Annotated in this window: 21 protein-coding genes and 1 riboswitch; of the genes, 6 read left to right on the top strand and 15 right to left on the bottom strand. The window is 73.0% G+C overall.

Going from position 1 to position 24,803, the window contains the following annotated elements:
• The 3 genes from cobJ to cobM are packed head-to-tail and all read right to left on the bottom strand — an operon-like array spanning position 1 to position 3,760.
• Positions 1 to 1,692 carry a precorrin-3B C(17)-methyltransferase gene (gene cobJ, locus ACIRA5_RS21380; protein ID WP_403692903.1) on the bottom strand — a complete coding sequence of 564 codons (1,692 nt, stop codon included), beginning with the start codon at positions 1,690 to 1,692 and terminating at the stop codon, positions 1 to 3.
• The gene (gene cbiE / locus ACIRA5_RS21375) at positions 1,689 to 2,939 is read right to left on the bottom strand and encodes a precorrin-6y C5,15-methyltransferase (decarboxylating) subunit CbiE (protein WP_403692899.1); all 1,251 of its coding nucleotides are present in this window, start codon (positions 2,937 to 2,939) and stop codon (positions 1,689 to 1,691) included. The genes cobJ and cbiE overlap by 4 nt, the downstream gene beginning before the upstream one ends.
• Complete coding sequence (gene cobM, locus ACIRA5_RS21370) at positions 2,936 to 3,760, bottom strand: precorrin-4 C(11)-methyltransferase (RefSeq protein WP_075026154.1); 825 nt, start codon at positions 3,758 to 3,760, stop codon at positions 2,936 to 2,938. Before cobM ends, cbiE begins: the two co-directional genes overlap by 4 nt.
• A gap of 119 nt (positions 3,761 to 3,879) precedes the next feature.
• Here cobM and ACIRA5_RS21365 point away from each other — a divergent pair, with 119 nt between their 5' ends.
• Positions 3,880 to 4,614 carry a ZIP family metal transporter gene (locus ACIRA5_RS21365; protein WP_403692898.1) on the top strand — a complete coding sequence of 245 codons (735 nt, stop codon included), beginning with the start codon at positions 3,880 to 3,882 and terminating at the stop codon, positions 4,612 to 4,614.
• An 11-nt stretch (positions 4,615 to 4,625) separates the two neighbouring features.
• Here ACIRA5_RS21365 and cobI read toward each other — a convergent pair whose 3' ends face one another.
• The 10 genes from cobI to ACIRA5_RS21315 form a co-directional block, all read right to left on the bottom strand.
• Positions 4,626 to 5,375: a precorrin-2 C(20)-methyltransferase gene (gene cobI, locus ACIRA5_RS21360; RefSeq protein WP_403692896.1), complete on the bottom strand. Its 750-nt coding sequence runs from the start codon at positions 5,373 to 5,375 to the stop codon at positions 4,626 to 4,628.
• The gene (locus ACIRA5_RS21355; RefSeq protein ID WP_403692893.1) at positions 5,372 to 6,751 is read right to left on the bottom strand and encodes a cobyrinate a,c-diamide synthase; all 1,380 of its coding nucleotides are present in this window, start codon (positions 6,749 to 6,751) and stop codon (positions 5,372 to 5,374) included. Before ACIRA5_RS21355 ends, cobI begins: the two co-directional genes overlap by 4 nt.
• Complete coding sequence (gene cobO / locus ACIRA5_RS21350; RefSeq protein WP_403692891.1) at positions 6,751 to 7,350, bottom strand: cob(I)yrinic acid a,c-diamide adenosyltransferase; 600 nt, start codon at positions 7,348 to 7,350, stop codon at positions 6,751 to 6,753. The genes ACIRA5_RS21355 and cobO overlap by 1 nt, the downstream gene beginning before the upstream one ends.
• Positions 7,350 to 9,389, bottom strand: coding sequence for a putative cobaltochelatase (locus ACIRA5_RS21345; protein ID WP_403692889.1), 2,040 nt, complete (start codon positions 9,387 to 9,389; stop codon positions 7,350 to 7,352). The genes cobO and ACIRA5_RS21345 overlap by 1 nt, the downstream gene beginning before the upstream one ends.
• Entirely contained in the window at positions 9,386 to 13,039 is a 3,654-nt protein-coding gene (gene cobN / locus ACIRA5_RS21340; protein ID WP_403692887.1) for a cobaltochelatase subunit CobN, read from the bottom strand. Before cobN ends, ACIRA5_RS21345 begins: the two co-directional genes overlap by 4 nt.
• Positions 13,036 to 14,544 (bottom strand): cobyric acid synthase, encoded by a 1,509-nt coding sequence (locus ACIRA5_RS21335; RefSeq protein ID WP_403692886.1) that lies wholly within the window; start codon positions 14,542 to 14,544, stop codon positions 13,036 to 13,038. Before ACIRA5_RS21335 ends, cobN begins: the two co-directional genes overlap by 4 nt.
• Complete coding sequence (locus ACIRA5_RS21330) at positions 14,541 to 15,497, bottom strand: cobalamin biosynthesis protein (protein WP_403692883.1); 957 nt, start codon at positions 15,495 to 15,497, stop codon at positions 14,541 to 14,543. Before ACIRA5_RS21330 ends, ACIRA5_RS21335 begins: the two co-directional genes overlap by 4 nt.
• A 99-nt stretch (positions 15,498 to 15,596) precedes the next feature.
• Positions 15,597 to 15,739: riboswitch (cobalamin riboswitch) on the bottom strand.
• A 111-nt stretch (positions 15,740 to 15,850) separates the two neighbouring features.
• Positions 15,851 to 16,075, bottom strand: coding sequence for a hypothetical protein (locus ACIRA5_RS21325; protein ID WP_351695798.1), 225 nt, complete (start codon positions 16,073 to 16,075; stop codon positions 15,851 to 15,853).
• Positions 16,076 to 16,087: 12 nt separating this feature from the next.
• Entirely contained in the window at positions 16,088 to 17,332 is a 1,245-nt protein-coding gene (locus ACIRA5_RS21320; RefSeq protein WP_403692879.1) for an anion permease, read from the bottom strand.
• Positions 17,333 to 17,543: 211 nt separating this feature from the next.
• The gene (locus tag ACIRA5_RS21315) at positions 17,544 to 18,296 is read right to left on the bottom strand and encodes a lysozyme (RefSeq protein WP_403692876.1); all 753 of its coding nucleotides are present in this window, start codon (positions 18,294 to 18,296) and stop codon (positions 17,544 to 17,546) included.
• Between the two features lie 196 nt (positions 18,297 to 18,492).
• On the opposite strand from ACIRA5_RS21315, the gene ACIRA5_RS21310 reads away from it, so the two are divergent.
• The 4 genes from ACIRA5_RS21310 to ACIRA5_RS21295 all read left to right on the top strand — a co-directional run bounded on the left by ACIRA5_RS21310 (position 18,493) and on the right by ACIRA5_RS21295 (position 22,207).
• Positions 18,493 to 19,218 carry a class II aldolase/adducin family protein gene (locus tag ACIRA5_RS21310; protein ID WP_403692874.1) on the top strand — a complete coding sequence of 242 codons (726 nt, stop codon included), beginning with the start codon at positions 18,493 to 18,495 and terminating at the stop codon, positions 19,216 to 19,218.
• A 25-nt stretch (positions 19,219 to 19,243) separates the two neighbouring features.
• On the top strand, positions 19,244 to 19,459 hold the full coding sequence (locus ACIRA5_RS21305) for a hypothetical protein (protein ID WP_403692871.1): 216 nt from the start codon (positions 19,244 to 19,246) through the stop codon (positions 19,457 to 19,459).
• 3 nt (positions 19,460 to 19,462) lie between these two features.
• Positions 19,463 to 20,587: an alpha/beta hydrolase family protein gene (locus tag ACIRA5_RS21300; RefSeq protein ID WP_403692868.1), complete on the top strand. Its 1,125-nt coding sequence runs from the start codon at positions 19,463 to 19,465 to the stop codon at positions 20,585 to 20,587.
• A gap of 216 nt (positions 20,588 to 20,803) precedes the next feature.
• Positions 20,804 to 22,207, top strand: a complete 1,404-nt coding sequence (locus ACIRA5_RS21295) for a hypothetical protein (RefSeq protein WP_352051698.1) — start codon at positions 20,804 to 20,806, stop codon at positions 22,205 to 22,207.
• Between the two features lie 34 nt (positions 22,208 to 22,241).
• Here the strand turns inward: ACIRA5_RS21295 and ACIRA5_RS21290 are convergent, their stop codons facing one another.
• Complete coding sequence (locus ACIRA5_RS21290) at positions 22,242 to 22,655, bottom strand: VOC family protein (protein ID WP_403692865.1); 414 nt, start codon at positions 22,653 to 22,655, stop codon at positions 22,242 to 22,244.
• A 147-nt stretch (positions 22,656 to 22,802) separates the two neighbouring features.
• Positions 22,803 to 23,693, bottom strand: a complete 891-nt coding sequence (locus tag ACIRA5_RS21285; RefSeq protein WP_403692863.1) for a neutral zinc metallopeptidase — start codon at positions 23,691 to 23,693, stop codon at positions 22,803 to 22,805.
• A gap of 242 nt (positions 23,694 to 23,935) precedes the next feature.
• On the opposite strand from ACIRA5_RS21285, the gene ACIRA5_RS21280 reads away from it, so the two are divergent.
• The gene (locus tag ACIRA5_RS21280) at positions 23,936 to 24,733 is read left to right on the top strand and encodes a hypothetical protein (RefSeq protein ID WP_403692861.1); all 798 of its coding nucleotides are present in this window, start codon (positions 23,936 to 23,938) and stop codon (positions 24,731 to 24,733) included.
• Positions 24,734 to 24,803: the final 70 nt, after the last annotated feature.

Genomic DNA, 24,803 nt, shown 5'->3' with positions numbered 1-24,803 from the left:
TCACTTGGGCTCCTCCTGCCAGCGGTAGCCGCGCGGTGTCACCATGCGCCCGGCGATCTCACGCGTCGCCGTGTTGCCCACGGTCACCACGGTCATCATGTCGACGATCGCCGGATCCAGGGACCCCAGCGACGTCACCCGGCTCGACTCGTCCGGCCGGGAGGCGTTGCGCACGACTCCGACCGGCGTCGTCGGCTCCCGGTGCTCGGCGAGGATCGCGAGCGCCTTCGGGAGCTGCCAGTCGCGGCCCCGGCTGCGCGGGTTGTAGAAGGTCACGACGATGTCGGCCTCAGCGGCGGCCCGCACCCGGCGCTCGATGACCTCCCACGGTGTGTGCAGGTCGGAGAGGCTGATCGACACGTGGTCGTGGCCCAGCGGCGCGCCCAGGATCGCTCCGGCCGCGAGCGCGGCGGTCACGCCCGGCACCCCGACCACGTCGATGTCGTCGGACGCCTCGGCCAGTGCCGGTGACGCCATCGCGTACACGCCCGCGTCCCCGCTGCCGATCAGCGCGACGGCCTGCCCGTGCCGTGCCTCGGCGACCGCCGTGTGCGCCCGCTCCTCCTCGGCGCCGAGCCCGGACTCCAGGATCCGGGTGCCGGGGCGCAGCAGATCGCGGATCTGGTCGACGTACTGGTCGAGCCCGACGAGCACGGACGCCCGCCGCAGCTCCTCCTTCGCCCGCGGGGTGAGCAGGTCACGGGCGCCGGGGCCGAGCCCGACCACCGCGAGCCGCCCGCGCGCCACGCGGCGCACGACGGCACAGGTGGCCATCGCGGGCCGCCCGTCCGCACGCGTCGACTTCCGCTTGGGCACGAGGAGTTCACCGCCGCCTGCGAGGGCGGCGGCCTCCGCGACGGACGGGGTGCCGACGGCGGTGAACGGCGCGTCCGAGGGGTTCGGCACGTCCACCGTCGCCAACTCCTCGGCGGTGTACGTCACCACGGGCACCCCGAGCCGTCCGGCGGCCTCGACGATGCCGGGCTCCTCGGCCTTGGCGTCGACGGTGGCCAGCTCCGCGACGGACCTCGCGGACAGCCCGGCGTCACGGAGCACGTCCTCGACGAGGCCGAGGATCTCCGCCACCGGGGCGCCCTTGGACGCGCCGACCCCCACGACGAGGGAGGGCGGCCGCAGCAGCACCTCGCGCTCGCCGGGCGCCACGGCCCGGTCGGTGACACGAATGCCGTACGCGCCCTCCGTCGCGACCGGCAGGGGCGGCAACGGCCACGCCAAGTCGGCCCGCAGGGCGACGGGTTCGCCGTCCAGCAGCGCCCGGGTGACGGCGGCGACCTCCCCCTCCACGGGGAAGCCGAGCGTGTCGAGACCCGGCACTGCGACCGCGTCCGTCGCCGTCGTCACCACCGGCTCGGCCCCGAGCGACTCGCCTACTTCGCGGGCGAGTTCATTGGCGCCGCCGCCATGACCGCCGACGAGCGACACGGCGAACCGGCCGCCCTCGTCCACGCACACGACCCCCGGGTCGGACGTCTTGTCGTCCAGCAGCGGCGCGATCAGCCGCACCACCGCGCCCGTGGCGAGGAAGCACACCAACTGGTCGCACTCCGCGAAGGCCCGCCGCACGGCGTCCCCGACGGACCCGTCGTACACCCGCGTACGGGTGGGCCAGGCCGCGGCCAGCCGGTCACGGGCCGCCGCGCCCGCCGCCGTGGCGGAAATCAGGCCGATCACTGGAGGACTCCTTCGGTACGTGCCGGAGGCCGGACGCCCCACAGCAGAAAAACGGGGTTGGTGGCCGCGAGCCGGGTGACGTTCCCCGGCAGCGGCGCGAGCCGGGAGGACTGCAGCAGTACGCCGTCGCAGTCGAACCCGGCGGCGGTCAGCGCCTCCCGGGCCGCCGGCACCCGGTCGAGCGCGGCCATGGCGACGACGACGGCCCGCCGGGCCCGCCGCGCGCAGACGGTCACGATGGCGGGCAGCTCGCGCCCCCCGCCGCCGATGAACACGGCGTCCGGATCGTCCAGGTCGGACAGCACGGTCGGCGCGGCCCCGTGCACCACCCGGACGTCGACGCCGTGCGCCTCGGCGTTGGCGAGGATCCGGTCGCAGCCGTCCCGTGTCTTCTCGATCGCGGTGACGGCGGCCCCGAACCGCGCGCACTCCACGGCGACGGAGCCGGAGCCCGCGCCGACGTCCCAGACCTGCTCGCCGAGGCGCGGCCCGAGCCGGGCCAGCGCCAGCGCCCGCACCTCGAACTTGCTGATCATCGAGTCGCGGTGGGTGAACTCGCGCTCGTCCAGAGCCCACCGGTCGGGTCCGGCCGGGGGACCGGCGACCGTCCGCACGGGGGCCAGGGCCCGCGACTCGTCGAGACACAGGACGACACTCACCGCCGTGCCCCAGTCGCGGCCCGCGGCCTGAGCCGGGGTGACCCGCTCGACCCGCTCGTGTGCGGGGTCGCCGAGGGCACTCGCCACGACGAGGACGCGCCCGGCGCGGGGGTGGGCGAGGGCGGCGCCCAGCTCGGCGGGCCCGGAGCCGGGGCCGGTCAGCACCGCCACCTTCGGGTGGGAGCGGCAGACCTGGACGGCCGTGCGCAGCGCGCGCCCGTGGGCGCTCACCACCACGGCGTCGTCCCAGGGCAGCCCGAGCCGCGCGAAGGCGGTCGCGACGGACGAGACACCGGGCCGCACGTCCAGCCGCTCGGCCCCGAACCGCTCGGCCAGCGCTCGCACGATCCCGAAGAACCCGGGGTCACCGGAGGCGAGCACGACGACGCGCCGCTCCTTTTCCAGGCATCCCTCGATCGCGTCAAGGGCGGGCGCGAGCGGCCCGAGGACGATCCGCTCCACCGCGTCCGGCAGCCGCGCGGCCGCCAGATGGCGTCGGGCGCCCACGACGAGCCCGGCCTCGGCCAGCGCGTCCGAGGCGTCCGTGGGAAGCGGTGCCCCCGTCCCCGTACCGAAGACGGTGATCACGAAGGACTGCCCTTGCGGGCCGCGCGCAGCTCCGCGCGCGCCTGCGGATCGGCCCTGCGGAAGCCGTGGAAGTGGCCGGGGTGGTAGAGGTGCGAGCGGGTGCCGGTCGCGTCGAGGGCGGGGCCGACCAGGAAGAGGGTGTGCTTCCAGAGCTTGTGCTCCTTGACGGTCTCCTCCAGCGTCTCGATCGTGCACTTCACGATCAGCTCCTCCGGCCAGGTCGCCTGGTAGGCGACCACGACCGGCGTGGACGTCGGATAGCCACCCTCCAGCAGCTCCCGTACGAGCTGTCCGCTGCGGGCGGCCGACAGGAACAGCGCCATGGTCGTGCCGTGCCGCGCGAACTCCCGCACCTCCTCGCCGGGCGGCATGGGCGTCTTGCCGCCGCCGAGCCGGGTGAGGATCACGGACTGCGCGACCTCGGGGATCGTCAGCTCGCGCTGGGCGAGCGCGGCCACGGCGGAGAAGGAGGAGACGCCGGGAATGATCTCGGTCTCGACGCCCAGGTCCGCACACCGGTCCAGCTGCTCCTGCGTACCGCCCCACAGGGCCGGGTCGCCGGAGTGGATGCGGGCCACCTTCAGCCCGTCGGCCGCCGCCCGCTCGTACACGGCCACGACGTCCTCCAGGGACATCGTCGCCGAGTCCAGGATCTCCGCCCCCTCGCGCGCGTGCTCGAGGACCTCGGCCTGCACCAGGCTGGCCGCCCAGATCACGACGTCGGCCTCGGCGATGGCGCGCGCGGCGCGGAACGTCAGCAGGTCGGCGGCGCCGGGCCCTGCCCCGACGATGGTCACCTTGCCGGTGGGGGCATCGGCCATGGGAATCGGTCCTCTCCTACGGATGAATCGGGTGCTGCGAGAAGTCGGTGGGCGCGTCAGTGGGCGCGAGGTTGTCGCCGGATGTGCGCGAACGGGGTGCGATCGGATACGAAGGGTTCATGGCGGTCTTCGTCGCGCTCGGCGCGTTCCTGATGACGCTGGCCGGCGGCTGGACGGCACAGCGGGTCACCGACCGCCGCCACCTGGTGCTGGGCCTGGCGGGCGGGCTGATGCTCGGCGTGGTCGGCCTGGATCTGCTCCCGGAGGCGCTGAACGCGGCGGGTGAGGAGGTGTTCGGTGTACCGGCGGCCCTGCTGCTGTTCGTCGCCGGGTTCCTGCTGGCCCATTTGGTGGAACGCCTGCTGGCCGCCCGGCAGGCCGCGCACGGTGGCGAGGAGCACGACGGACGCGCGCCCGAGGTGGGCCTGACGGCCGCCGCGGCGATGGTCGGGCACAGCGCCATGGACGGCGTCGCGATCGGCGCCGCCTTCCAGGTCGGCGGCGGTATGGGCCTCGCGGTCGCGCTCGCGGTGATCGCCCACGACTTCGCGGACGGCTTCAACACGTACACGATCACGAGCCTGTACGGGAACGCGCGCCGCAAGGCGATCACGATGCTGTTCGCGGACGCGGTGGCCCCGGTGATCGGCGCCGCCTCGACCCTGTTCTTCACCATCCCGGAGAAGGCGCTCGGCGGCTATCTCGGCCTCTTCGGCGGCGTCCTGCTGTACCTGGCCGCCGCCGAGATCCTCCCCGAGGCGCACCACGAGCACCCGGCCCGCTCGACCCTGCTGTGCACGATCGCGGGCGCGGGGTTCATCTGGCTGGTGGTGGGGCTCGCCGGAAGCGGGTGATCTTCCCGGGCTCACAGTTTCCCGCCGCGTGTGCCGTCGCGCCGGGCGGGCGCGATGAGGGTGGAGAGGTACGGCAGCGGTGCGCCGTCGAGGTCGGCGGCGGGCCGGATGGACTCGCCCTCCAGCCCGAGCGCGGACCCCCACACGGCGTCGTCGAGCCGCCCCGTCACCCGCAGCGCCTCCGCGACCTCCTGCGCCTGCCGCCCGAACTTGTACGCGACGACCGTCCCGGGCCCGTTGAGGGCGTCCTTGAGCACGGCGGCCCCGGCGGTCACCGGAACGAGGGTGAGCGGCTCGGTCCCTTCCGTGAGCACGGCCCCGGACCGCGCCGCCAGATCCTGCATGGCGGTGATACCGGGCACGGTCTCGACGACCGTGCCGGGCACCAGTTCCCCGATGGTCTGCGCGAGATAGGTGAAGGTCGAGTACACGTTCGGATCGCCGATGGTCGCGAAGGCGACGGACGCGTGCCGCCGGAGCAGCTCCGCGACCCGGGTGCCCGCGGCGTCCCAGGCGGCCTCGCGCCGCCCCCGGTCGGTCCGCTCGTTGAGCGCGAACACGACGCGGACGACCTTCGCCTCGGGCACGTAGTGCAGGACGGTGGCCTCCGCCCGCCCCGGCTCTCCGCCGTCCTTTCCATCGGGCGCGGCCATCACCGGTACGACCACGACCTCGGCGGCACGCAGCGCGTTGACGCCCTTGACGGTCACCAGCTCCGGGTCACCGGGGCCGACCCCGATTCCGATCAGCTTGCTGCTCATGACGTCCGGCACCTCTCCACGAACCGACGGGCGACACCCGGCTGTGACGCCCAGTGCGTGTGCAGATAACTCGCGTGCACACCTTGTTGTACGAAACCTTCGACGCGCCGCTCAGGGGCGCGCACCCCCCAGGCGGGAGCCGCCCCGGCGCCCGGCTCGACGACGGTCCGGTGGAACTCGTGCCCCCGCATCCGCGTCCCGGCGACGGCGAGCGCGCTGTCACTCACCGCCACGGCGTCCCGGTAGCCCAGGGTGAGCCGCTCACTCATCCGGGCCGCGACGTCGAGCACGCCGCACATGGGCTGCCCGTCGAGCTCGCGCGAGAGATACAGCAGCCCGGCACACTCGGCGGCGACGGGCGCCCCGCCGAACGCCAGCTCGGCCACGGCCTTGCGCAGCGGCTCGTTGGCGGACAGCTCGGGCGCGTACACCTCGGGAAACCCCCCACCGATGACCAACCCGCCCACGTCGTCCGGCAGTTGCTCGTCCCGCAGCGGGTCGAAGGAGACGACTTCGGCTCCCGCGGCGGCCAGCAACTCGGCATGCTCGGCGTAGGAGAAGGTGAAGGCGGCCCCACCGGCAACGGCCACCCTCTTCACCCCGGTGGCGGCTTGGTCCTTCAGCCCGTCCGGCGTTCGAGCAGCGACCACCTCGGCCGCATCCCACTCCGCACCCGCCAGCTCACCCGCACCACGCGCCAACGCGAACAACGCGTCCAGATCACACCCGCGCCGCACCTGCTCGGCCATCGCCCCCACGGCGTCCACGGCATCCGCGCGCCGCTCGGCAACCGGCACCAACCCCAGGTGCCGAGAAGGCGTGTCCACCTGGGGAGCGCGCCGCAGGACACCGAGCACCGGCACCCCGGACGCGTCGAGAGCCTCCCGCAGCATCGACTCGTGCCGCTCGGACCCCACCTTGTTGAGGATCACCCCCGCGACCCGCACCTCGGGATCCCAGGAAGCGAACCCGTGCACCAACGCGGCCACCGACCGGGACTGCGACGACGCGTCGACGACCAGCACCACCGGCGCCCGCAGCAACTTCGCCACCTGCGCCGTGGACGCGAGCTCACCCTCACCGGCGGCCCCGTCGTACAGCCCCATCACACCTTCGACGACCGCGAGATCGCAGCCGCGCGCCCCGTGCGCGAACAACGGCCCGATCAACTCCGTACCGCACAGATACGCGTCGAGATTCCGCCCCACGCGCCCGGTGGCGAGCGCGTGGTACCCGGGGTCGATGTAGTCGGGCCCCACCTTGTGCGGGGACACGGCGAGCCCCCGTGAGGCGAAGGCCGCCATCAGCCCCGTGGCGACGGTGGTCTTGCCGCTCCCGGACGAGGGCGCGGCGATGACCAGCCGAGGGACGGACATCACCACTCGATGCCCCTCTGGCCCTTCTGGCCGGCGTCCATCGGGTGCTTGACCTTGGACATGTCCGTCACGAGATCCGCGAACCCGACGAGCTTCTCGGGAGCGTTGCGCCCGGTGATCACGACATGCTGGGTCCCGGGCCGGTCCCGCAGCACGGCGACGACCTCGTCGACGTCCACCCAGCCCCAGTGCATGGGGTAGGCGAACTCGTCCAGCACGTACAGCTTGTACGTCTCGGCGGCGAGGTCCCGCTTGACCTGCTCCCAGCCCTCGCGGGCCTTCTCCTCGTTGTCCATCTGGGAGTCGCGCTGCACCCACGACCACCCTTCGCCCATCTTGTGCCAGTCGACGGACCCGCCCTCGCCGGAGGCGCCGAGCACGCGCAGCGCGTTCTCCTCCCCGACCTTCCACTTCGCCGACTTGACGAACTGGAACACCCCGATGGGCCACCCCTGGTTCCAGGCGCGCAGCGCCAGCCCGAAAGCGGCGGTGGACTTGCCCTTCCCGATCCCCGTGTGCACCACGACCAGGGGCCGGTTGCGGCGCTGACGCGTCGTCAGTCCGTCCTCCGGTACGACACTCGGCTGCCCCTGCGGCATTACGCGGCCCTCCTCGAAGTCCCCTGCACATCGCGTACGAGCCCGGCGATCGCGTCGGCCCGCAACTCGTCCAGCGTCACCGCCGTGCCGCCCAGTTCACCCGCGAGCCGCCCCGCGAGTCCGAGCCGCACGGGCCCCGCCTCGCAGTCGACGACCACGGAAGCGACTCCGTCGGCCGCGAACAGCCGCGCCGCCCGTTCGGCGAGCGCGACGGGCTCAGGGCCGCCGGTGGCGCGTCCGTCGGTCACCACGACGACCAACGGCCTTCGCGCGGCATCCCGCAGCCGCTCGACCCGCAGCACGTCGTGCGCGCGCAGCAGCCCGGCCGCGAGCGGCGTCCGCCCGCCCGTGGGCAGCGACTCGAGGCGGGCGGCGGCCGCGTCCACGGACGAGGTGGGCGGCAACGCCACGTCGGCCGAGGACCCCCGGAAGGTCACGAGCCCCACCTTGTCCCGCCGCTGGTACGCGTCGAGCAGCAGCGACAGCACCGCGCCCTTGACGGCACTCATCCGCTGCCGTGCTGCCATCGACCCGGAGGCGTCCACCACGAACAGCACGAGGTTGCCCTCACGCCCCTCCCGGGTGGCCTGGCGCAGATCGTCCCGCCGTACCACGAGACCGCGCCCCGACCGCCCCCGCGCCCGCTGATGGGGCGCCGCCGCCTGCACGGTCGCCGCCAGGTGCAGCTTGGTGAGCGCCCCCTGGGGCCGCCGCGATCCGGTGGTCCGCCCGTGCTCGGTCCGCGCCCGCGAACGCCGCCCGGCCGCGCCCTCGCCGAGCCCCGGCACGCTCAGCACCTTCGTGCGAAAGGGTTCGGCGGCCCGTACGGGGGACTGCTCACCGGCGCCCTGTGCGGCCGGCGCCTGCCCGTCGTCCGAGGGCTCGCCCTGCGCCGGGACGTCACCGGCGGGGGAGTCGCCGTCCGGCCCGTCCTGAGGCGGCCGCCCACCCCCACCGGGCCCGTCCGGATCCGGGTCCCCGTCCGGATCGTCGTCGGAAGAACCCTCCTCGGACGAACCCTCGTCCGATCCCCCGAACTCCTCCAGCGTCTCGTCGAGCTTGTCCTCGTCGAGCCCCGGCGCGTCGAAGGGGTTGCGCCGCCGCCGGTGCGGCAGCGCGAGCAGCGCGGCCTGACGTACGTCCTCCGCCAGCACGTCGGTCCGTCCCGCCCACGCGGCGAGCGCGGTCGCGGTCCGTGCCATGACGATGTCGGCCCGCATGCCGTCCACCTCGAAGGCCGCGCAGGTCGCCGCGATCTGCCGCAGCGCCGGGTCCCCGAGCCGCACGGACGGCAACAGCTGCCGCGCCGCCACGATCCGGGCCCGTACGGCGGACTCCTCGTCGGCCCAGCGCGCCGCGAAGCCCGCCGGGTCGTCGTCGTAGGCGAGCCTGCGCCGCACGACCTCGACCCGCTGATCGGGCTCCCGGGAGGCGGCCACCTCGACGGTCAGCCCGAACCGGTCGAGCAACTGCGGACGCAGCTCGCCCTCTTCGGGGTTCATGGTCCCGACGAGCAGGAAGCGTGCCGCGTGCCGTACGGAGACACCCTCGCGCTCGACGTACGAGGCGCCCATGGCGGCGGCGTCAAGGAGCAGGTCGACCAGGTGGTCGTGGAGGAGGTTGACCTCGTCGACGTACAGGATCCCGCGGTGCGCGTCGGCCAGCAGCCCCGGCTCGAAGGCCTTCACGCCCTCCGCGAGCGCCCGCTCGATGTCGAGCGCGCCCACGAGCCGGTCCTCGGAGGCACCGACGGGCAGCTCGACCATGCGGGCCGGCCGGGTCTCGAAGGCGCCCGGCTCGTGCGGACCGTCCGGGCAGGCCGGGTCGGGCCCGGCCGGATCGCACGAGAACCGGCACCCGGCGACGACGTCCACCCCCGGCATGAGCGCCGACAGGGCGCGTACGGCCGTGGACTTGGCCGTGCCCTTCTCACCGCGGACGAGTACACCGCCCACGGCGGGCGACACGGCGTTCAGCAGCAGCGCGAGCCGCAGGTCGTCCTGGCCGACCACGGCCGTGAACGGGAACGGGGTACTCACTGGTCGTCGCCCTCCAAGTCGCCTTCGAGCTCCAGATAGGTGGCACGCAGCCGCTCCAGCGTGTCCGCGTCCGGCTCGGCCCACAGCCCCCGGTCGGCGGCCTCGAGGAGCCGTTCCGTGATGCCGCGCAGCGCCCACGGGTTGGACTTCTTCATGAAGTCCCGGTTCTCCGCGTCGAAGACGTACTCCGCGCTGAGCTTCTCGTACATCCAGTCGTCCACGACCCCGGCGGTGGCGTCGTACCCGAAGAGGTAGTCGACGGTCGCCGCCATCTCGAAGGCGCCCTTGTAGCCGTGCCGTCGCATGGCGGCCATCCAGCGCGGGTTGACGACCCGGGCGCGGAAGACGCGGTGGGTCTCCTCGCCGAGCGTGCGGGTCTTCACCTGGTCCGGTACGGCCGAGTCACCGACGTACGCCTCCGGGCTCGCGCCCGTGAGGTGCCGGACCATCGCGACCATGCCGCCGTGGTACTGGAAGTAGTCGTCGGCGTCGACGAGGTCGTGCTCACGGGTGTCGACGTTCTTCGCGGCGACGGCGATGCGCCGGAACGCGATCTCCATGTCCCCGCGCGCCGCCCGCCCGTCCAGCCCGCGCCCGTACGCGTAGCCGCCCCACACCGCGTACACCTCGGCGAGGTCCGCGTCGGAGCGCCAGTTGCGGGCGTCGATCAGGGGGAGGAGCCCGGCACCGTACGCGCCCGGCTTGGAGCCGAAGATGCGGGAGGTGGCGCGGCGCCGGTCGCCGTGCTCGGCGGTGTCCTCGTCGGCGTGCGCGCGGACGTAGTTGCGGTCGGCGGGTTCGTCCAGCTCGGCCACCGCGCGCACCGCGTCGTCGATCAGGCCCACGACGTGCGGGAACGCGTCCCGGAAGAAGCCGGAGATGCGGACCGTGACGTCGATGCGCGGCCGGCCCAGCTCCGCCAGGCCCACCACGTCGAAACCGGTCACGCGGCGCGAGGCGTCGTCCCAGACCGGGCGGCAGCCGAGCAGCGCGAGGATCTCGGCGATGTCGTCGCCCTGGGTGCGCATCGCGGACGTGCCCCAGACCGTCAGACCGACGGACTTCGGGTACTCGCCCGTGTCCTGGAGGTACCGCTGCACCAGGGAGTCGGCGAGCGACTGCCCGACCTCCCAGCTCAGCCTGGAGGGGATCGCCTTGGGGTCGACGGAGTAGAAGTTGCGGCCGGTCGGCAGGACGTTCACCAGCCCGCGGGTCGGTGAGCCCGACGGGCCCGCGGGGACGTACCCGCCGTCCAGGGCGCGCAGGATGTGGGTGATCTCGTCCGTCGTCCGGGCCAGGCGCGGCACGACCTCACGGCAGGCGAACTCCAGCACCGCGACGGCGTCGGGCAGTTCGACGCCCAGCACCTCCCGTACGAGAGCGGTGCTCTCGGACGTCACCCAGCCGCGCTCCTCCATGCCCTCGGCCATCCGGCGGCACAGCTGCTCCAGCAGGTCGATCGCGTCGGCCCCGGTCCGCGCCGGCCCCTCGACGAGATCCGACAGCTCGACCGGCACCTTCACCGGCGCGCCCGGCTCGGCGAGCAGTTCCTTCTCGACCAGGCCGAAGTACTCGGCGAGGCAGGCCCGCAGCCCCGGCAGCGCGTTCGCGGTGCCGCCCCACACCTGGGAGGCGCGCAGCACGGCCAGCACGAGGTTGACGCGCGGCTCGGCCTCCGGGCCGCCGCCGAGGACGTGCAGACCGTCGCGGATCTGCACGTCCTTGATCTCGCACAGATAGCCGTCGATGTGCATCACGAACTCGTCGAACGCCGCGTCGTCCGGCTGGTCCTCCACATGCAGGTCGTGGTGGAGTTCGGCCGCCTTGACCAGCGTCCAGATCTGCGCGCGGACGGCCGGGGCCTTCGTCGGGTCCAGGTCGGACACCAGCGCGTACTCGTCGAGGAGCTGCTCCAGCTTGGCCAGGTCACCATAGGTGTCGGCGCGGGCCATCGGCGGTACGAGGTGGTCGACGACCGTGGCGTGGCCGCGCCGCTTGGCCTGGGTGCCCTCGCCGGGGTCGTTGACGATGAAGGGGTAGACGAGCGGGAGTTCACCGAGGACGGCGTCCGGCGCGCAGCCGCCGCTGAGCCCGAGACCCTTGCCCGGCAGCCACTCCATCGTGCCGTGCTTGCCCATGTGCACGACGGCGTCGGCGCCGAAGCTGTTTTCGAGCCAGCGGTACGCGGCCAGGTAGTGGTGCGAGGGCGGCATGTCCGGGTCGTGGTAGATCGCGATCGGGTTCTCGCCGAAGCCGCGCGGCGGCTGGATCATCACGACGACGTTCCCGAACTGGAGGGACGCCAGGACGATGTCGTCGCCGTCCACGTACAGGCTGCCCGGCGGCTCGCCCCACGCGTCCAGCATGCCGCGCCTGAGATCCGGGTCCAGCCTGTCGAACCAGGCCCGGTAGTCGGCCAGCGGCACCCGTGCGGGCGCGGCGGCCAGCTGCTCCTCCGTGAGCCATTCGACGTCGTGGCCACCGGCGTTGATGAGCCGGTGGATCAACTCGTCGCCGTTGTCGGGGTGTCCCTCGACGACATACCCGGCGTCCCGCAGCGCGTCGAGCACCCGTACCGCCGAGGCGGGCGTGTCGAGGCCGACCGCGTTGCCGACGCGGGAGTGCTTGGTCGGATAGGCGGTGAAGACGAGCGCCAGCTTCTTGTCGGCGTTCGGCTTGTGCTTCAGCCGGGCGTGCCGTACGGCGATTCCGGCGACGCGCGCGGCCCGCTCGGGGTCGGCGACGTAGACCGGCACCTCGTCGGGCCCCTGCTCCTTGAAGGAGAAGGGGACGGTGATCAGACGGCCGTCGAATTCGGGGATCGCGACCTGCATCGCCGCGTCCATGGGGGAGAGGGCGGCGTCCGACGCGTCCCAGGCACTCCTGGACGAGGTCAGGCAGAGCCCTTGCAGCACGGGGACGTTCAGGTCGGCGAGCGCGCCGATGTCCCAGGCCTCCTCGTCGCCGCCCGCGGACGCCTCCGAGGCGTGCGTGCCGCCCGCCGCGAGCACGGTGGCGACCAGCGCGTCCGCCGTGCCGAGGATCTCGTACAGGCCCGCGTCCGCGCCGCGCAGCGAACCGCAGTACACGGCCAGCGCGTTGGCGCCGCGCGCCTCGATCGCGTCGCACAGCGTGTCCACGAACGCGGTGTTGCCGGACAGCTGGTGGGCCCGGTAGAAGAGCACGCCGACGGTCGGCCGGCCCTCGACGAACGCGCGCTCGCCGTGGACGCCGTACTCCGGCATCTTCCGCGGCTCCTCGAAGCCCTCACCCGTCAGCAGCACGGTGTCGGAGAGGAACCGGGCCAGCTCGGTGAGGTTGTCCGGGCCGCCCTCGACCAGGTAGCGCAGCGCCTCGGCGACGACACCGGCGGGCACCGACGACTCCGCCATCAGTTCGGCGTCGGGTACGGACTCCCCGCCGAGCAGCACGGTGGGGATGCCCGAGGCCTTCAGCTTCCGCAGGCCCTCCTCCCAGGCACGCTTGCCGCCCAGGAGTCGTACGACGGCGATGTCCGCGCCCTCGACGAGGGACGGCAGTTCGCCCTCGACGTCCACCCGGGTGGGGTTGCCGATCCGGTACGGGGCGCCGGAGGCACGCGCCGCCAGCAGATCGGTGTCGGCGGTCGACAACAACAACACTGTGCTCATGCGGGCGCTCCCGGTGGAATGAAAGGCAGTCCTTGCGGCGCGCCCGACTCGATGAGCCGCCACAGCGCGTCCGTGTCCGCGTGTTCCTCGATCAGATCGCCGAGCCGGTCGAGCTGCTCCTCGCGCAGCGCCGCGAACGACGTGTCGGCGGCCGGCACGAAACGACGGCCCGCGGCGGCCGCCACCTCGCGCAGGAAGGCGCGCCGGAAGCCGTCCGACTCCAGCGAGCCGTGCCAGTGCGTGCCCCAGACGGCGCCGACCCGGCACCCGTCCAGGAACGGTTCACCGCCCGTCACCTCGGCGACGCCGTGATGGATCTCGTAGCCCTCGACGTGCTCGCCGAGCGCCTCCCCGACGGGCCGGGTCAGGGTCTTCTCGCGTGCGAACCGCACGCGGACCGGCAGGAGTCCGAGCCCGTCGACATGACCGGCGCGCGACTCGACCTCGTCCTCGATGTGCTCGCCGAGGACCTGGAATCCGCCGCAGATGCCCAGCACGGGCCGCCCTTCGGCGGCTCTGCGCAGGAGGGCGTCCGCGAGTCCTCGCTCGCGCAGCCACTCCAGCGCCTTCACCGTCCCCCGGGTCCCGGGGACGACGACGAGGTCGGCGTCGGCCAGCTCCTCGGCCCGGTCCACGAACCGCACGACGACACCCGGCTCGGCGGCCAGCGCGTCCACGTCCGTGAAGTTGGACATCAGCGGGATCGCGCAGACGGCGACGCGCAGTACGTCCTCGCCGACGGGGGAGGTCACCTGGGACTCCCGGACCGCTCCCCGCAACGACACCCGCAGCCCGTCCTCCTCGTCGATGCCGAGGCCGTGCCGGAACGGCAGGACGCCGTACGTACGCCGCCCGGTGAGGCCGTGGAGCATGTCGAGCCCCGGCTCCAGCAGGGAGACGTCCCCCCTGAACTTGTTGACGAGGAACCCGGCGACGAACTCCTGGTCCTCGCGCGACAGCAGCGCGACCGTCCCGAAGAACGAGGCGAACACACCCCCGCGGTCGATGTCGCCGACGACGAGCACGGGTAGCCGCGCATTGCGCGCGATCCCCATGTTCACGATGTCGGTCCGCCGCAGATTGATCTCGGCAGGACTGCCGGCCCCCTCACAGATCACCGCGTCATACGTGCCCCGCAACTCGGCGAGACAGTCCAGCACGGTGGTGAGGAGGGCTTCCTGGCGCCCGCCGTGGTAGCCACGGGCCGTCATCTCACCCACGGGCCTGCCCATGAGGACGACCTGACTGCTCCGGTCGCTGCCCGGCTTGAGCAGCACGGGGTTCATGAGCGCGGTCGGCTCCACCCGGGCGGCCTGTGCCTGCATGGCCTGCGCGCGCCCGATCTCGGCGCCCTCGCGCGTCACGAACGAGTTCAGGGACATGTTCTGCGCCTTGAAGGGCGCGACCTTGACGCCGTGGCGCACCAGCCATCGGCAGATCCCGGCGGTCACGACACTCTTGCCCGCGTCGGAGGTGGTCCCGGCGACGAGCAGCCCGCCGCTCATGACGTACGCCCCTTCCTGAGAAGCCTCTGTACGAGCAGCCGCCCGCCGGCGCTCACGCCGAGGGTGAGCCAGCCGACACGGCGTGACAGCCGTACGGCCCGCTCGATGTCGTCGACGTGCACGGCGCGCCCGGCGCCGTTGAGTTCGGGCCGGTGCTCGACGCGCCCGCCGTAGGAGAGGGTGCCGCCCAGGCGCACCCCGAGCGCCCCCGCGAACGACGCCTCCACGGGCCCGGCGTTGGGGCTCGGATGCTTGACAGCGTCGGCGCGCCAGGCCCGCAGGGCCCCTCGTGGACTGTCACCCGCGAGGGCGGCGAGCACGGCGGTGAGACGAGCCCCCGGCCACCCGGCGACGTCGTCGAGCCGAGCCGAGGCCCACCCGTACCGCCGGTACCTGGGCGACCTGTGACCGACCATGGCGTCAAGGGTGTTGACGGCCCGAAAGCCCACGAGCCCCGGGACTCCGGCCACGGCGCCCCACACCAGGGCGCCCACCACGGCGTCGGAGGTGTTCTCGGCGACGGACTCCACGACGGCGCGCGCGATGCCGTCGGCGCCGAGGGCCTGGGGATCCCGCCCGCACAGATGCGGCAGCCGCTCCCTGGCGATCTCGATCTCCCCGTCCGCGAGGGCGTCACCGATCGCCCGGGCCTCCCGCCCGAGTGTGGTGCCCCCGACGACGGCCCAGGTGGCGGCGGCCGTCAGCGCGAGGGACGCGGCACGTGAGGGGCGTACGGCACGGGAAGCGACGGCGGCGAGTCCGGCGGCACCTCCCACGCATACGGCGGTGTGCAGCGCGCCCCACCCGCGGTGGTCCCGCCACAGCACCCGCTCCACGGCTGCCGCGCTCCGCCCGAAAGCGGCGACCGGATGCCCCCGGCGAGGATCGCCGAGCAGCAGATCACCGAGGAGGCCGGCGGCGGCGCCGTACGCGAAGACGCGATCGGCACGCACGGGGTCAGCCGACCGTCAGGTCGGGTGGAACCGTCGCTCGGGGGGCACTTGGGCAGCCGCGCATGGCGTTATGTCCTCACTCAGGGTGTCCGCGCCCTGGTTCGACGAGACCGGCGGGGAGAGTTCCTGGCTCCCGGGGAGTTCCTTCCCCGGTCACAGTGGCGGGACCGCGCCGGATTCACACCGGCTTCCTCTTCTGTCGCCGTACTTGGCTCCGGCAGTCCACCACGGGTTGGAAGACCCGTCAACTTGCTGTTGACCTGCGCGGGGAGAGTGTGCGAAGGCCCACATACAGGTGGGGTGCGGGACGGTGATCCGTCCCGCACCCCACGCGAAGTGGCGCCCGTTTTGGGTTACTTGCCGACGATCAGGAAGATGCCGTACGCCACCGCCGCGGCGCACGCCGCGAAGCAGACGTACGCGCCGGTGACCGCGAGGGCCGCGGAGCCGCCCTGGGCGGACGCGGACTCGCGCTTGGAGAGTCCGACGATGCCGAGGGTGAAGAGGCCGACGAGGCCGACGGTGGTCACGAGGCTGACTCCGAAGACGGAGCCGAGGGCTGCCCAGTCGATGTGCATGCTGTTCTGTCCTTACACCGTGGCCGGGCGGGTGGGCTCCGCGTCCGGGGACGGGATGGTGGTCTTCAGGTCGCCGGACAGGCCGGCGGTGACGGGGCCCGCGGGCGGCGGGGTGACGGCGGCGACCGCGGCGGTGACGACGCCCGCGGGCTCGGTGTGGACGTCGTTGACGTTGTCGACGGTGACCGGCTGGCGGCGGGAGAGCTTCCAGATGGTGCCGGCGCCGGCGACGAGCAGCGCGCCGGTGAGGACGATGCCCCAGGTGCCCTGCTTGGTGAGGAACTCGGCGCAGGCACCGGCCAGTCCGGCGGCCGGCAGGGTCAGGCCCCAGGCGACGAACATCCGGGTCGCGGTCGACCAGCGGACCACGCCGCCCTTGCGGCCGAGGCCCGAGCCCATCACGGCGCCGGAGCAGACCTGGGTGGTGGAGAGGGAGAAGCCGATGTGGGAGGAGGCCAGGATGGCCGTCGCGGCGCTGGTCTGGGCGGCGAAGCCCTGCGGCGGCGCGAGGTCCGTGAGGCCCTTGCCCAGGGTGCGGATGATGCGCCAGCCGCCCAGGTAGGTGCCGAGCGCGATGGCCGTACCGGCCGAGACGATGACCCACAGCGGGGGGTTCGAGCCCGGGGCGATGACGCCGCCGGTGACCAGGGCGAGGGTGATGATGCCCATCGTCTTCTGGGCGTCGTTCGTGCCGTGCGCCAGGGAGACCAGGCCGGCGGAGGCGATCTGGCCGGCGCGGTACCCCTTGGCGGTCGCCTTCTCGTCGGCGCGGTTGCCGATCCGGTACGTCAGCCGGGTGGCCAGCGTCGCGGCGAGTCCGGCCACGATGGGCGCGGCGACCGCGGGGATCAGCACCTTGGTGACGACGGTCGAGCCGTTCACCGACGACCAGCCGGCCGACATGACCGCGGCGCCGATCAGGCCGCCGAACAGTGCGTGGGAGGAACTGGAGGGCAGACCCAGAAGCCAGGTCAGCAGATTCCAGAGGATGGCGCCGACGAGCGCCGCGAAGATCACCTGGACGCGTATGCCCTCTTCGTTGATGATCCCGCCGGAGATCGTCTTGGCGACCTCCACGGAGAGGAACGCGCCGACGAGGTTCAGCACGGCGGACATGGCCACCGCCGTCTTGGGCTTCAGAGCGCCGGTCGAGATGGTGGTCGCCATCGCGTTGGCAGTGTCGTGGAAACCGTTCGTGAAATCGAACACGAGAGCGGTGACGATCACGATTCCGAGGAGGAGCGTGATGTGTTCCATTTACCCAGGCTTCTGTTTGACGTCAGTGGCAGGTGGACCGTAGGCAACCTGAGTGAACGGAAGATGAACTGGGGCGGGCATTGGGGTGTATCAAACGGTGGACCGCCCCTCCGCTTGTGATGACCAGTGTGCGGGAGGGGCGGCCCGACGGTTTACCGGATGTTCGAACGGAGGCGGAATATCGGGTTCCGTCGGAGGTTGCTCGAGGGCTCTAGCCCGCGGCGAACTGCTTGAGCCGGCTCATGGATCCGTTGAAGAGATTCTGGTCACCCGGGAGCGTGCCGCTGTTGTCGTACTGCCAGAACGTCCACGTCGACCAGCCGGCCGGCAACGCGCCCGTGTCCGCCGAGTCGTAGCGGGCGAGCCAGAGGGCGTGGTTCGCGGCGAAGGCGCCGCTGCCGCCGGTGCAGGTGTTCCACCAGTGGGTGGTCGTGTAGATGACGGGACGGCGGCCGGTCTCCCGTTCGAGTTCGTCACTGAACGCCTGGATCCAGCTCACGATCCTGGCCTTGCTCAGGCCGTAGCACTTGTGCTTCTTGTCGTACGGGTTGTACTCCATGTCGAGCGCGGGCGGCAGCGTCCAGCCGTCCGCGCGCCAGGCGCCGCCGTTGCGCACGAAGTACGCGGCCTGGGTGGCGCCGGACGACTTGTCCGGCACCGCGAAGTGGTAGGCGCCGCGCAGGATCCCCGCGTCGCGCGCTCCGTCGTACTGCCGGCCGAAGTACGGATTGCGATACGTGTGGGACTCGGTCGCCTTCACGTAGACGAACCGGGCGCCCTTTGCCTTCGCGCTCTGCCAGTCGACGTTCTTCTGGTGCGAGGAAACGTCGTGGCCCTTGGGTTTGGCCGCTGCGGCGACAGGGGTCCCGGCGAGGACGGTCCCCGCGGCGGTGAGCGCCGCCACGGCGGCCGCCGCCGCGAGGACGCGGGCACGGCGAAGAAGTGGTTTGTGGTCACGAGCCATGTTTCCCCCCGGAATGGCGACGTGCGTGACAAATCCCCCAGAGGCTATGGGAAGATCGTTGAGAGCCCGTCGATCGCCAGCCAATCACCCCCGGAGGGCGATATGTGCTGTTATGTGCCCTTACGGACGCTTGTCTTCCGCCCTAAAGTGCCCTCACCGACAGTGGGTTGACGTCCCTGCCTGGCAGGATCGCCACATGGCTGAGCAGCGGCGGGACGCACGGGAAGTGCGGGACGTGGGGGAGAGCGGGCCGGGCGCGTGCGAGCGGGAGGTGGCGGCCGCGTGGGGCGAGCTCGTCGCGACGGCCCGCCGGACGGTGGCCGACGGGCTTGTCGTCGGTACGTCGGGCAACGTCTCCGTTCGGGTCGGCGACACGGTCCTGGTCACACCGACCGGAGTGCCCTACGACCGGCTCAGGCCCGAAGACGCCGTCGGGGTGGACCTCGAGGGCCGGCAGGTCCTCGGTTCGCTCGCTGCGACGAGCGAACTGCCGATGCACCTCGCGATCCACCGCGCCACCGACGCGCGAGCAGTCGTCCACACCCACGCCGCGCACGCGACGGCCGTCTCGACCCTCGTCCCCGAACTCCCCCTGATCCACTACATGGCGGGCGCCCTCGGCGGACCGGTCCGAGTTGCCCCCTATGCGACCTACGGCACCCCGGAGTTGGCCGAGAACATGCTCCAGGCCCTCACCGGCCGCACGGCCTGCCTTCTCCAGAACCACGGCACCATCGCCTACGGAGCCTCGCTGTCCCAGGCGTTCGACCGCACCGCCCAACTGGAGTGGATGTCCCGCGTCTGGCTCCTGGCGTCGTCCGTGCCCGGCCTGTCCCCGACGCTGCTCTCGCCGGAACAGGTGGGCGAGGCGGGGGAGCGGCTCGGGCGCTACGGGCAGGGCGGCGGGGCCGGGCCCCGCTGATCCGACGCGACGTACCGACCTGGCGGTGCGGCGTATCGACCCGGTGGTGCGGTGGCACCGGATCTGGTGGTGCGGTGGCAGCGGACCCGGCGGTGCGGGTGCGTACCGACCCGGCGGTGCGGGTTGTACCGACCTGGCGGTGCGGGTGCGCGCGGTGCCGGAGAACGAGCCCGCGCACCCCGAGGCGGGAGTCCACCGCCCGCTCCGGCTGGCCGACCGGGGGCCGCACCGGGAGACTTAATGCGTGCGTACTGTCAAAGCGACGGCCGCGGCCGTCTCCGTAGCCCTGGCCGCGGGCGCAGCCTCCGTGGCGGCGGGCCGGTTCGCCAGCGACGCCGCACTGAAGGCGCCGCCCGGCAGGCCACTGCCCACCGAGCCCCGGCTCACCGTGCACTCCACGGCCGCGGGCCGGATCACGCTCACCCGCGACCTGGCCTCCCTGCGCCCGGGACGGTACGGCCTCACGGGCGACGGCTCCCACGCGGTCGTCGGTCCCGTCCTGGACGACGCACGCCACACCGCCGACACGGTCGTACGCCGCCTCGAACGCGTCACCCACGGCACCCTGGAGTCCGGCGACAAGGCATGGCTCACGCCGAACCTGCACATCGGCAACCCCAGCAGCGCCCTCGGTCTCGACCACGCCGACGTGGACGTCCCCGGCGAGCTCGGCCCGCTGCCCGCCTGGTTCGTGCCCGGCACCCGCGACACCTGGGTGATCACGGCGCACGGGCTCGGCACCACCCGCGAGCACCCCATGAACGTGATGGAGTTCCTGCACCGCAACCAGCTGCCCGTGCTCGACCTCGCCTACCGCGGCGACCTCGGCGCACCCCGCTCCCCGGACGGCCTCAGCCACCTCGGCGAGACCGAGTGGCGCGACCTGGACGCCGCCGTGCGCTACGCCGTGCGCTACGGCGCCGCCCAGGTCGTCCTGTACGGCTGGTCCATCGGCGCCACCATGGCCCTGCGCACCGCGGCGCACTCCGCCCTGCGCGAGCGGATCTCCGGGCTGATCCTGGACTCGCCCGTCCTCGACTGGGGAGCCACGCTGCGCGCCCTCGCCTCGGCCCGCCACACGCCCAGCGTCCTGCTGCCCCTCGCGGTCCGTGCCGCGCAGGGCCGCACCGGTCTTTACGGCGACCGCATCCAGGAGGCCGCCGACCCCGGCCAGCTCAAGGTCCCGACCTTGATCGTGCACGGCCCCGACGACACCATCGCGCCCTGGGGCCCCTCGCGCCGCCTCGCCGAGAGCCGCCCGGACCTGGTCACCCTGCACACGGTCCCGAACGCCTCCCACGGCGCCATGTGGAACGCCGCCCCCCACTACGAAGAGGCCCTACGCCGCTTCCTCACCCCTCTGATGTAGCCAGCCCTCCCTACGGCCGCATGCCCCGGCGGAGCCACCCCGCACAGCCCTCCGGCGGAGCCGTCCACCAAAGCTTCCGGTTGGGCCCCGGTCAACTCGTGCGAGGCTTCGCTCACACGTGTCGAGCCCCCTCGGAACCCTGTCCATTGGCCACCCCTGTCGCCTGCTGTGACATTCCGTTTGGGTTTTCGGACCGTCAACCGGAAGACTGCACCCGTGACGTCCCGTAACCCGCGCGACTCCAGGCTCCGAATCGTCCGCTCGCGCCCCCTGGCTTCCGCCCCTCGAGCGGTGACCCAGCGCAGCTCGCGCCGACCCGCACCCCGGCCCCCCGAGGGCACCCCGCCCCCCGCTGAACTGGCCCGCATGGCCCGCACCGGCCTCGCCGCCGCGGCCCGTGTCGCCCGCTGGGCCGACGCCTCGCTCGGCCCGGGGAGCGACGGCGCGACCCCCGACGGCAAGGGCACCCTCGCCGACGCGACCGCGGAACGGGCCGCCGAGGAGTTGGGCCTGACCCCGGCTCAGGTCCGCGCGGACTGGGACACCGCACGCCTCGCCGGCCTCGTCGAGGTGCACGGCGACATCGCCCGCCCCGGCTGGCGACTGCGCGCCTGGAACCGCGACGACAGCGCCGTCCTGCGCGGCTGGGTCGCCCTCTTCGACGCCTGGTCGCTCGCCCACCCCGAGCCGGCCGACCGCGAGGCGTCCGCCGTCGCCGAGGTCGTCTCCGCGATGCCCCAGGTGCTCTCCTTCCTTCAGCTCTCCGCCGGGCCCGTCCCCATGGAGCAGCTCCTCGACCTCCTCGAACAGCGCGTCACCGAACTGCGCACCGAGCGCTGCGAAATCCCCTACGGCCCCCAGCCGGAGCCCGTCCCGGAGGCCGCCGAGATCGCGGACGCCCCCCTCGATCCCCTCCTCGACTGGGCCCTGCACGCGCTCGCCTCCGTCGGCGCGCTCACCTGCGCCGACGGGCAGGCCACGCTCACCCCGCTCGGCAGCTGGGCGGTCTGGGTCAAGCTGGAGCAGATCTGCGTCGCCGCGCAGAGCCCCGCAGGGAACATCGAGCAGCCCGCCTCGGACATGCTCCGCGGCTGCGCCCAGCTGCGCCCGAACGCGGCCCGCGCCGAGTACCGCGCCTGGCTCGCCGCCCGCCCCGTCGGCAGCGCCGTCACCGAACTCCTCGAAGCCGCCCGCGGCGAGGACGCCCTCACCCGCGGCCTCGCCTTCGAGGCGCTGCGCGTGGTCGGCGCCCCCGCCGAGCCCGACGTACGCGCCGTGGCCGACGAGTCCTGGCTGCGCCCGTACGCCCTGCTGTGGCTCGCCGAGCACGACGGCCACGACCCGGAGGACGCCCACGAGGTCCTCACCCGCGAAGAGTCCACCTGGCTCTGGGTCGACACCGCCGCCGCCGTCGCCGACCACGGTGAGGCGCCGCTTCTCGTGCGCCATCTGGAGTCCGCCGTACAGCCCACCGTGCCGGTGCTCCTCGACGAGGTGCGCGCCGTCGGCCATCCCCGCACCGTCCAGGTGCTGGTCGCGCTCGCCGCCGCCCACCCGGACCCGGCCCTCGCCAAGGCCGTACGCCGCGCCGCCTTCCAGGTCCACACCGGAGGCAGCTAGGGCCTGTCGTCCGGATCAGGCCTGGGCCGCGGGGTCAGCCCCGTATCTCCGGGGCGTACGTGCCGAAGCTCCAGATGTTGCCCTCGGCGTCCCGGGCCAGGTAGTCCCGCGAGCCGTAGTCCTGGTCGGTCGGGGGCATGAGAATCTCCGCGCCGTGGTCCACGGCGCGCTGGTGGTGTGCGTCGACGTCGTCCACGACCACGTACACCCCCGCGGGGCCCGCGTCCTTCATCGCGCCGTCGAAGACGCCACCGCGGTCCTTGGAGCCGAGCATCACCGCGCCGTTGCCCTGGACCAACTCGGCGTGCATCACCGTGCCGTCCTCACTCTCGTACACCGAGGCCTCCGAAAAACCGAAGGCCTCCGTCAGCTGCCTGATCGCCGCTTTCGCGTCCGCGTACAGCAGCGTCGGGTAGATGCTCGGGCGCCCGCCGTCCGTACCTGCCATGCCGATCACTCCCACCGGAACTCGTCCTGCTGGGCCGGAATGTCACCCGCTGCCCAGTCTTGCACCGGCCACTGACAATGCCCCGGAGAGCCGACGCCGCCCGGAACGCACCGCATCCGCGGGCTTCTGCTCGCACCGTCCGACCTCTCAGCGGAAGGTGTTGCACTGCGCCATGTCGCCGGTGCGATAGCCCTGGTAGAACCACTGCTGCCGCTGCGCGGACGAACCGTGCGTCCACGTCTCCGGGGTCACCCGGCCCTGGAACTCCCGCTGGATCCGGTCGTCGCCGACGGCGGCCGCCGCGTCCAGCCCGTCCCGGATGTCGGCCGGAGTGAGGTTCTTGATCAACGGCCTGCCGGTCGACGGGTCCTGCGTCGTCGTCGCGTGGTGCGCCCACACCCCGGCGTAGCAGTCCGCCTGCAGCTCCACCTTCACCGAGTTGCTGTTCGCGCCCGTGACACCGCTCTGGGCCCTGCCCAGCGTCCCCATCAGGTCCTGCACATGGTGCCCGTACTCGTGCGCCACCACGTACGCCTGCGCGAACGGCCCGCTGCTGGAGCCGAACTTGGTCTGCAGGTCGTCGAAGAATCCCAGGTCCAGATAGACCTTGCGGTCAGCGGGACAGTAGAAGGGCCCGACCGCCGAGGTCGCGGTGCCGCACGCGGTGTTCACCCGCCCGCTGAAGAAGACGGTCTGCGAGCGCGTGTACCTACCGCCGCGTCGTGCGAACTCCTGCGCCCAGAAGTCCTGCACGCTGTTGACCACCGCCACCGTCCGGCAGTCCTCCCTGGCGTTCGCATCCCGCCCCGTCCGGCAGGTCTGCTTGAGCTGGTCGAGCGAGGAAGTGGTCACCGCGGGCTGGTCGTTGCCGGAGGACAGCCCGAGCTGCTCGGGCCCGACTCCGAAGAACAGCCCGAGGATCAGGGCGATCAGACCCGCGATGCCACCCCCGACGGTCGCCCTGCCACCAGGGATCCGACTGCCGCGCGCATCCTGCACGTCGGAGGTGTCCAGGTCGGCGTCGTCGTCGAACTGCATGGGGCACACCACCCTCTGCGTACGGCTTCGCACCTCGGCGTACGTCGTTCCGTGGCGCCATCCTCGTACGCACTCACGGGTCCGGCGCCGGGCGGAGGGCCGAACGGGCGACGCGCCCCCGCCGCCCGCTGTGTCCCGACGGGCGTTCCGACCGCCCACGCCTACGCTCTGCGCCTGATCCGTGCGCCTGGACGGCCGGACAGGTCCTGGGAGCGGCGAGCGGTGCCGATGGGGGCGAGGTGATGGCTGTGCCGGTCGAGGCGGCCGAGGCGGAACAGTCCGCCCCGGCGACCACGGACCCCCCGGCCCCCCGGCTCCGTTCCCCAGCCGTCCGCCGCCGCGCCGCCCGCGCCCTGCTCCCCGTCGCCGTCGCCCTGCTGCTCACCGCCGCCCACGAAGCGCGCCCCGCGCCCTACGGAGACCGCCTCATCGCCCACACACGCGTGGCGCACGGGCACGGGACACGACAGCCCCCGCTGCGCGCCACGACGGCGGCCGTCGAGGCCTACGACGGGGCGACCGGCCACCCCCGCTGGACCTACGCGCGCGAGGGCCGCCGTCCCGTGGCCGTGCTCCCCGCGCGCGGGCACGCGATCGCGCTGTGGGACGACGGACTGGTCACCGACACCGCGCGCGGCGACGGCAGCGCCGTGCGCTGGCACCGAGCCCTTCCCGGAGCCGCCGGGTGGCTCGCGGACCACGGGGCGAGTGGGGTGCTGCGGCCCCTGGGCACCCGCATGCTCGCCGTGATCACCCCGCGGCGCGTCGCCGCCTACCGCATCGCCGACGGCGACCTGCGCTGGACGCTGCCCGCCCGGTACGGCTGCTCCTTCGCCCCCGAACGTGCGTTGCGTCACGGCGAGGCGCTCCTGATCGCGCAGCCCTGCGCCACCGGCGACAGCTGGACCACCGAGCTCGTCGCCGTCGACGACCTGGGCAGAATCACCCCGCACCGCACTCCGCTGGGCAACGCGTGGCAGGGCGAGCGTCACAGTGCCGGACCCGCTCACCCACGGAAAGTGGTTGCACGGCCCCGTTAGACTGGAGCCCATGGCCATTCTCCTCGCGCATTAGACGGCGGGAACGTCCTCAGCCGTCCACCCCGCCAAC

The organism is Streptomyces sp. NPDC096311, from assembly GCF_044763085.1.
GTDB lineage: Bacteria > Actinomycetota > Actinomycetes > Streptomycetales > Streptomycetaceae > Streptomyces.
This window is presented reverse-complemented; position numbering and strand designations above follow the sequence as displayed.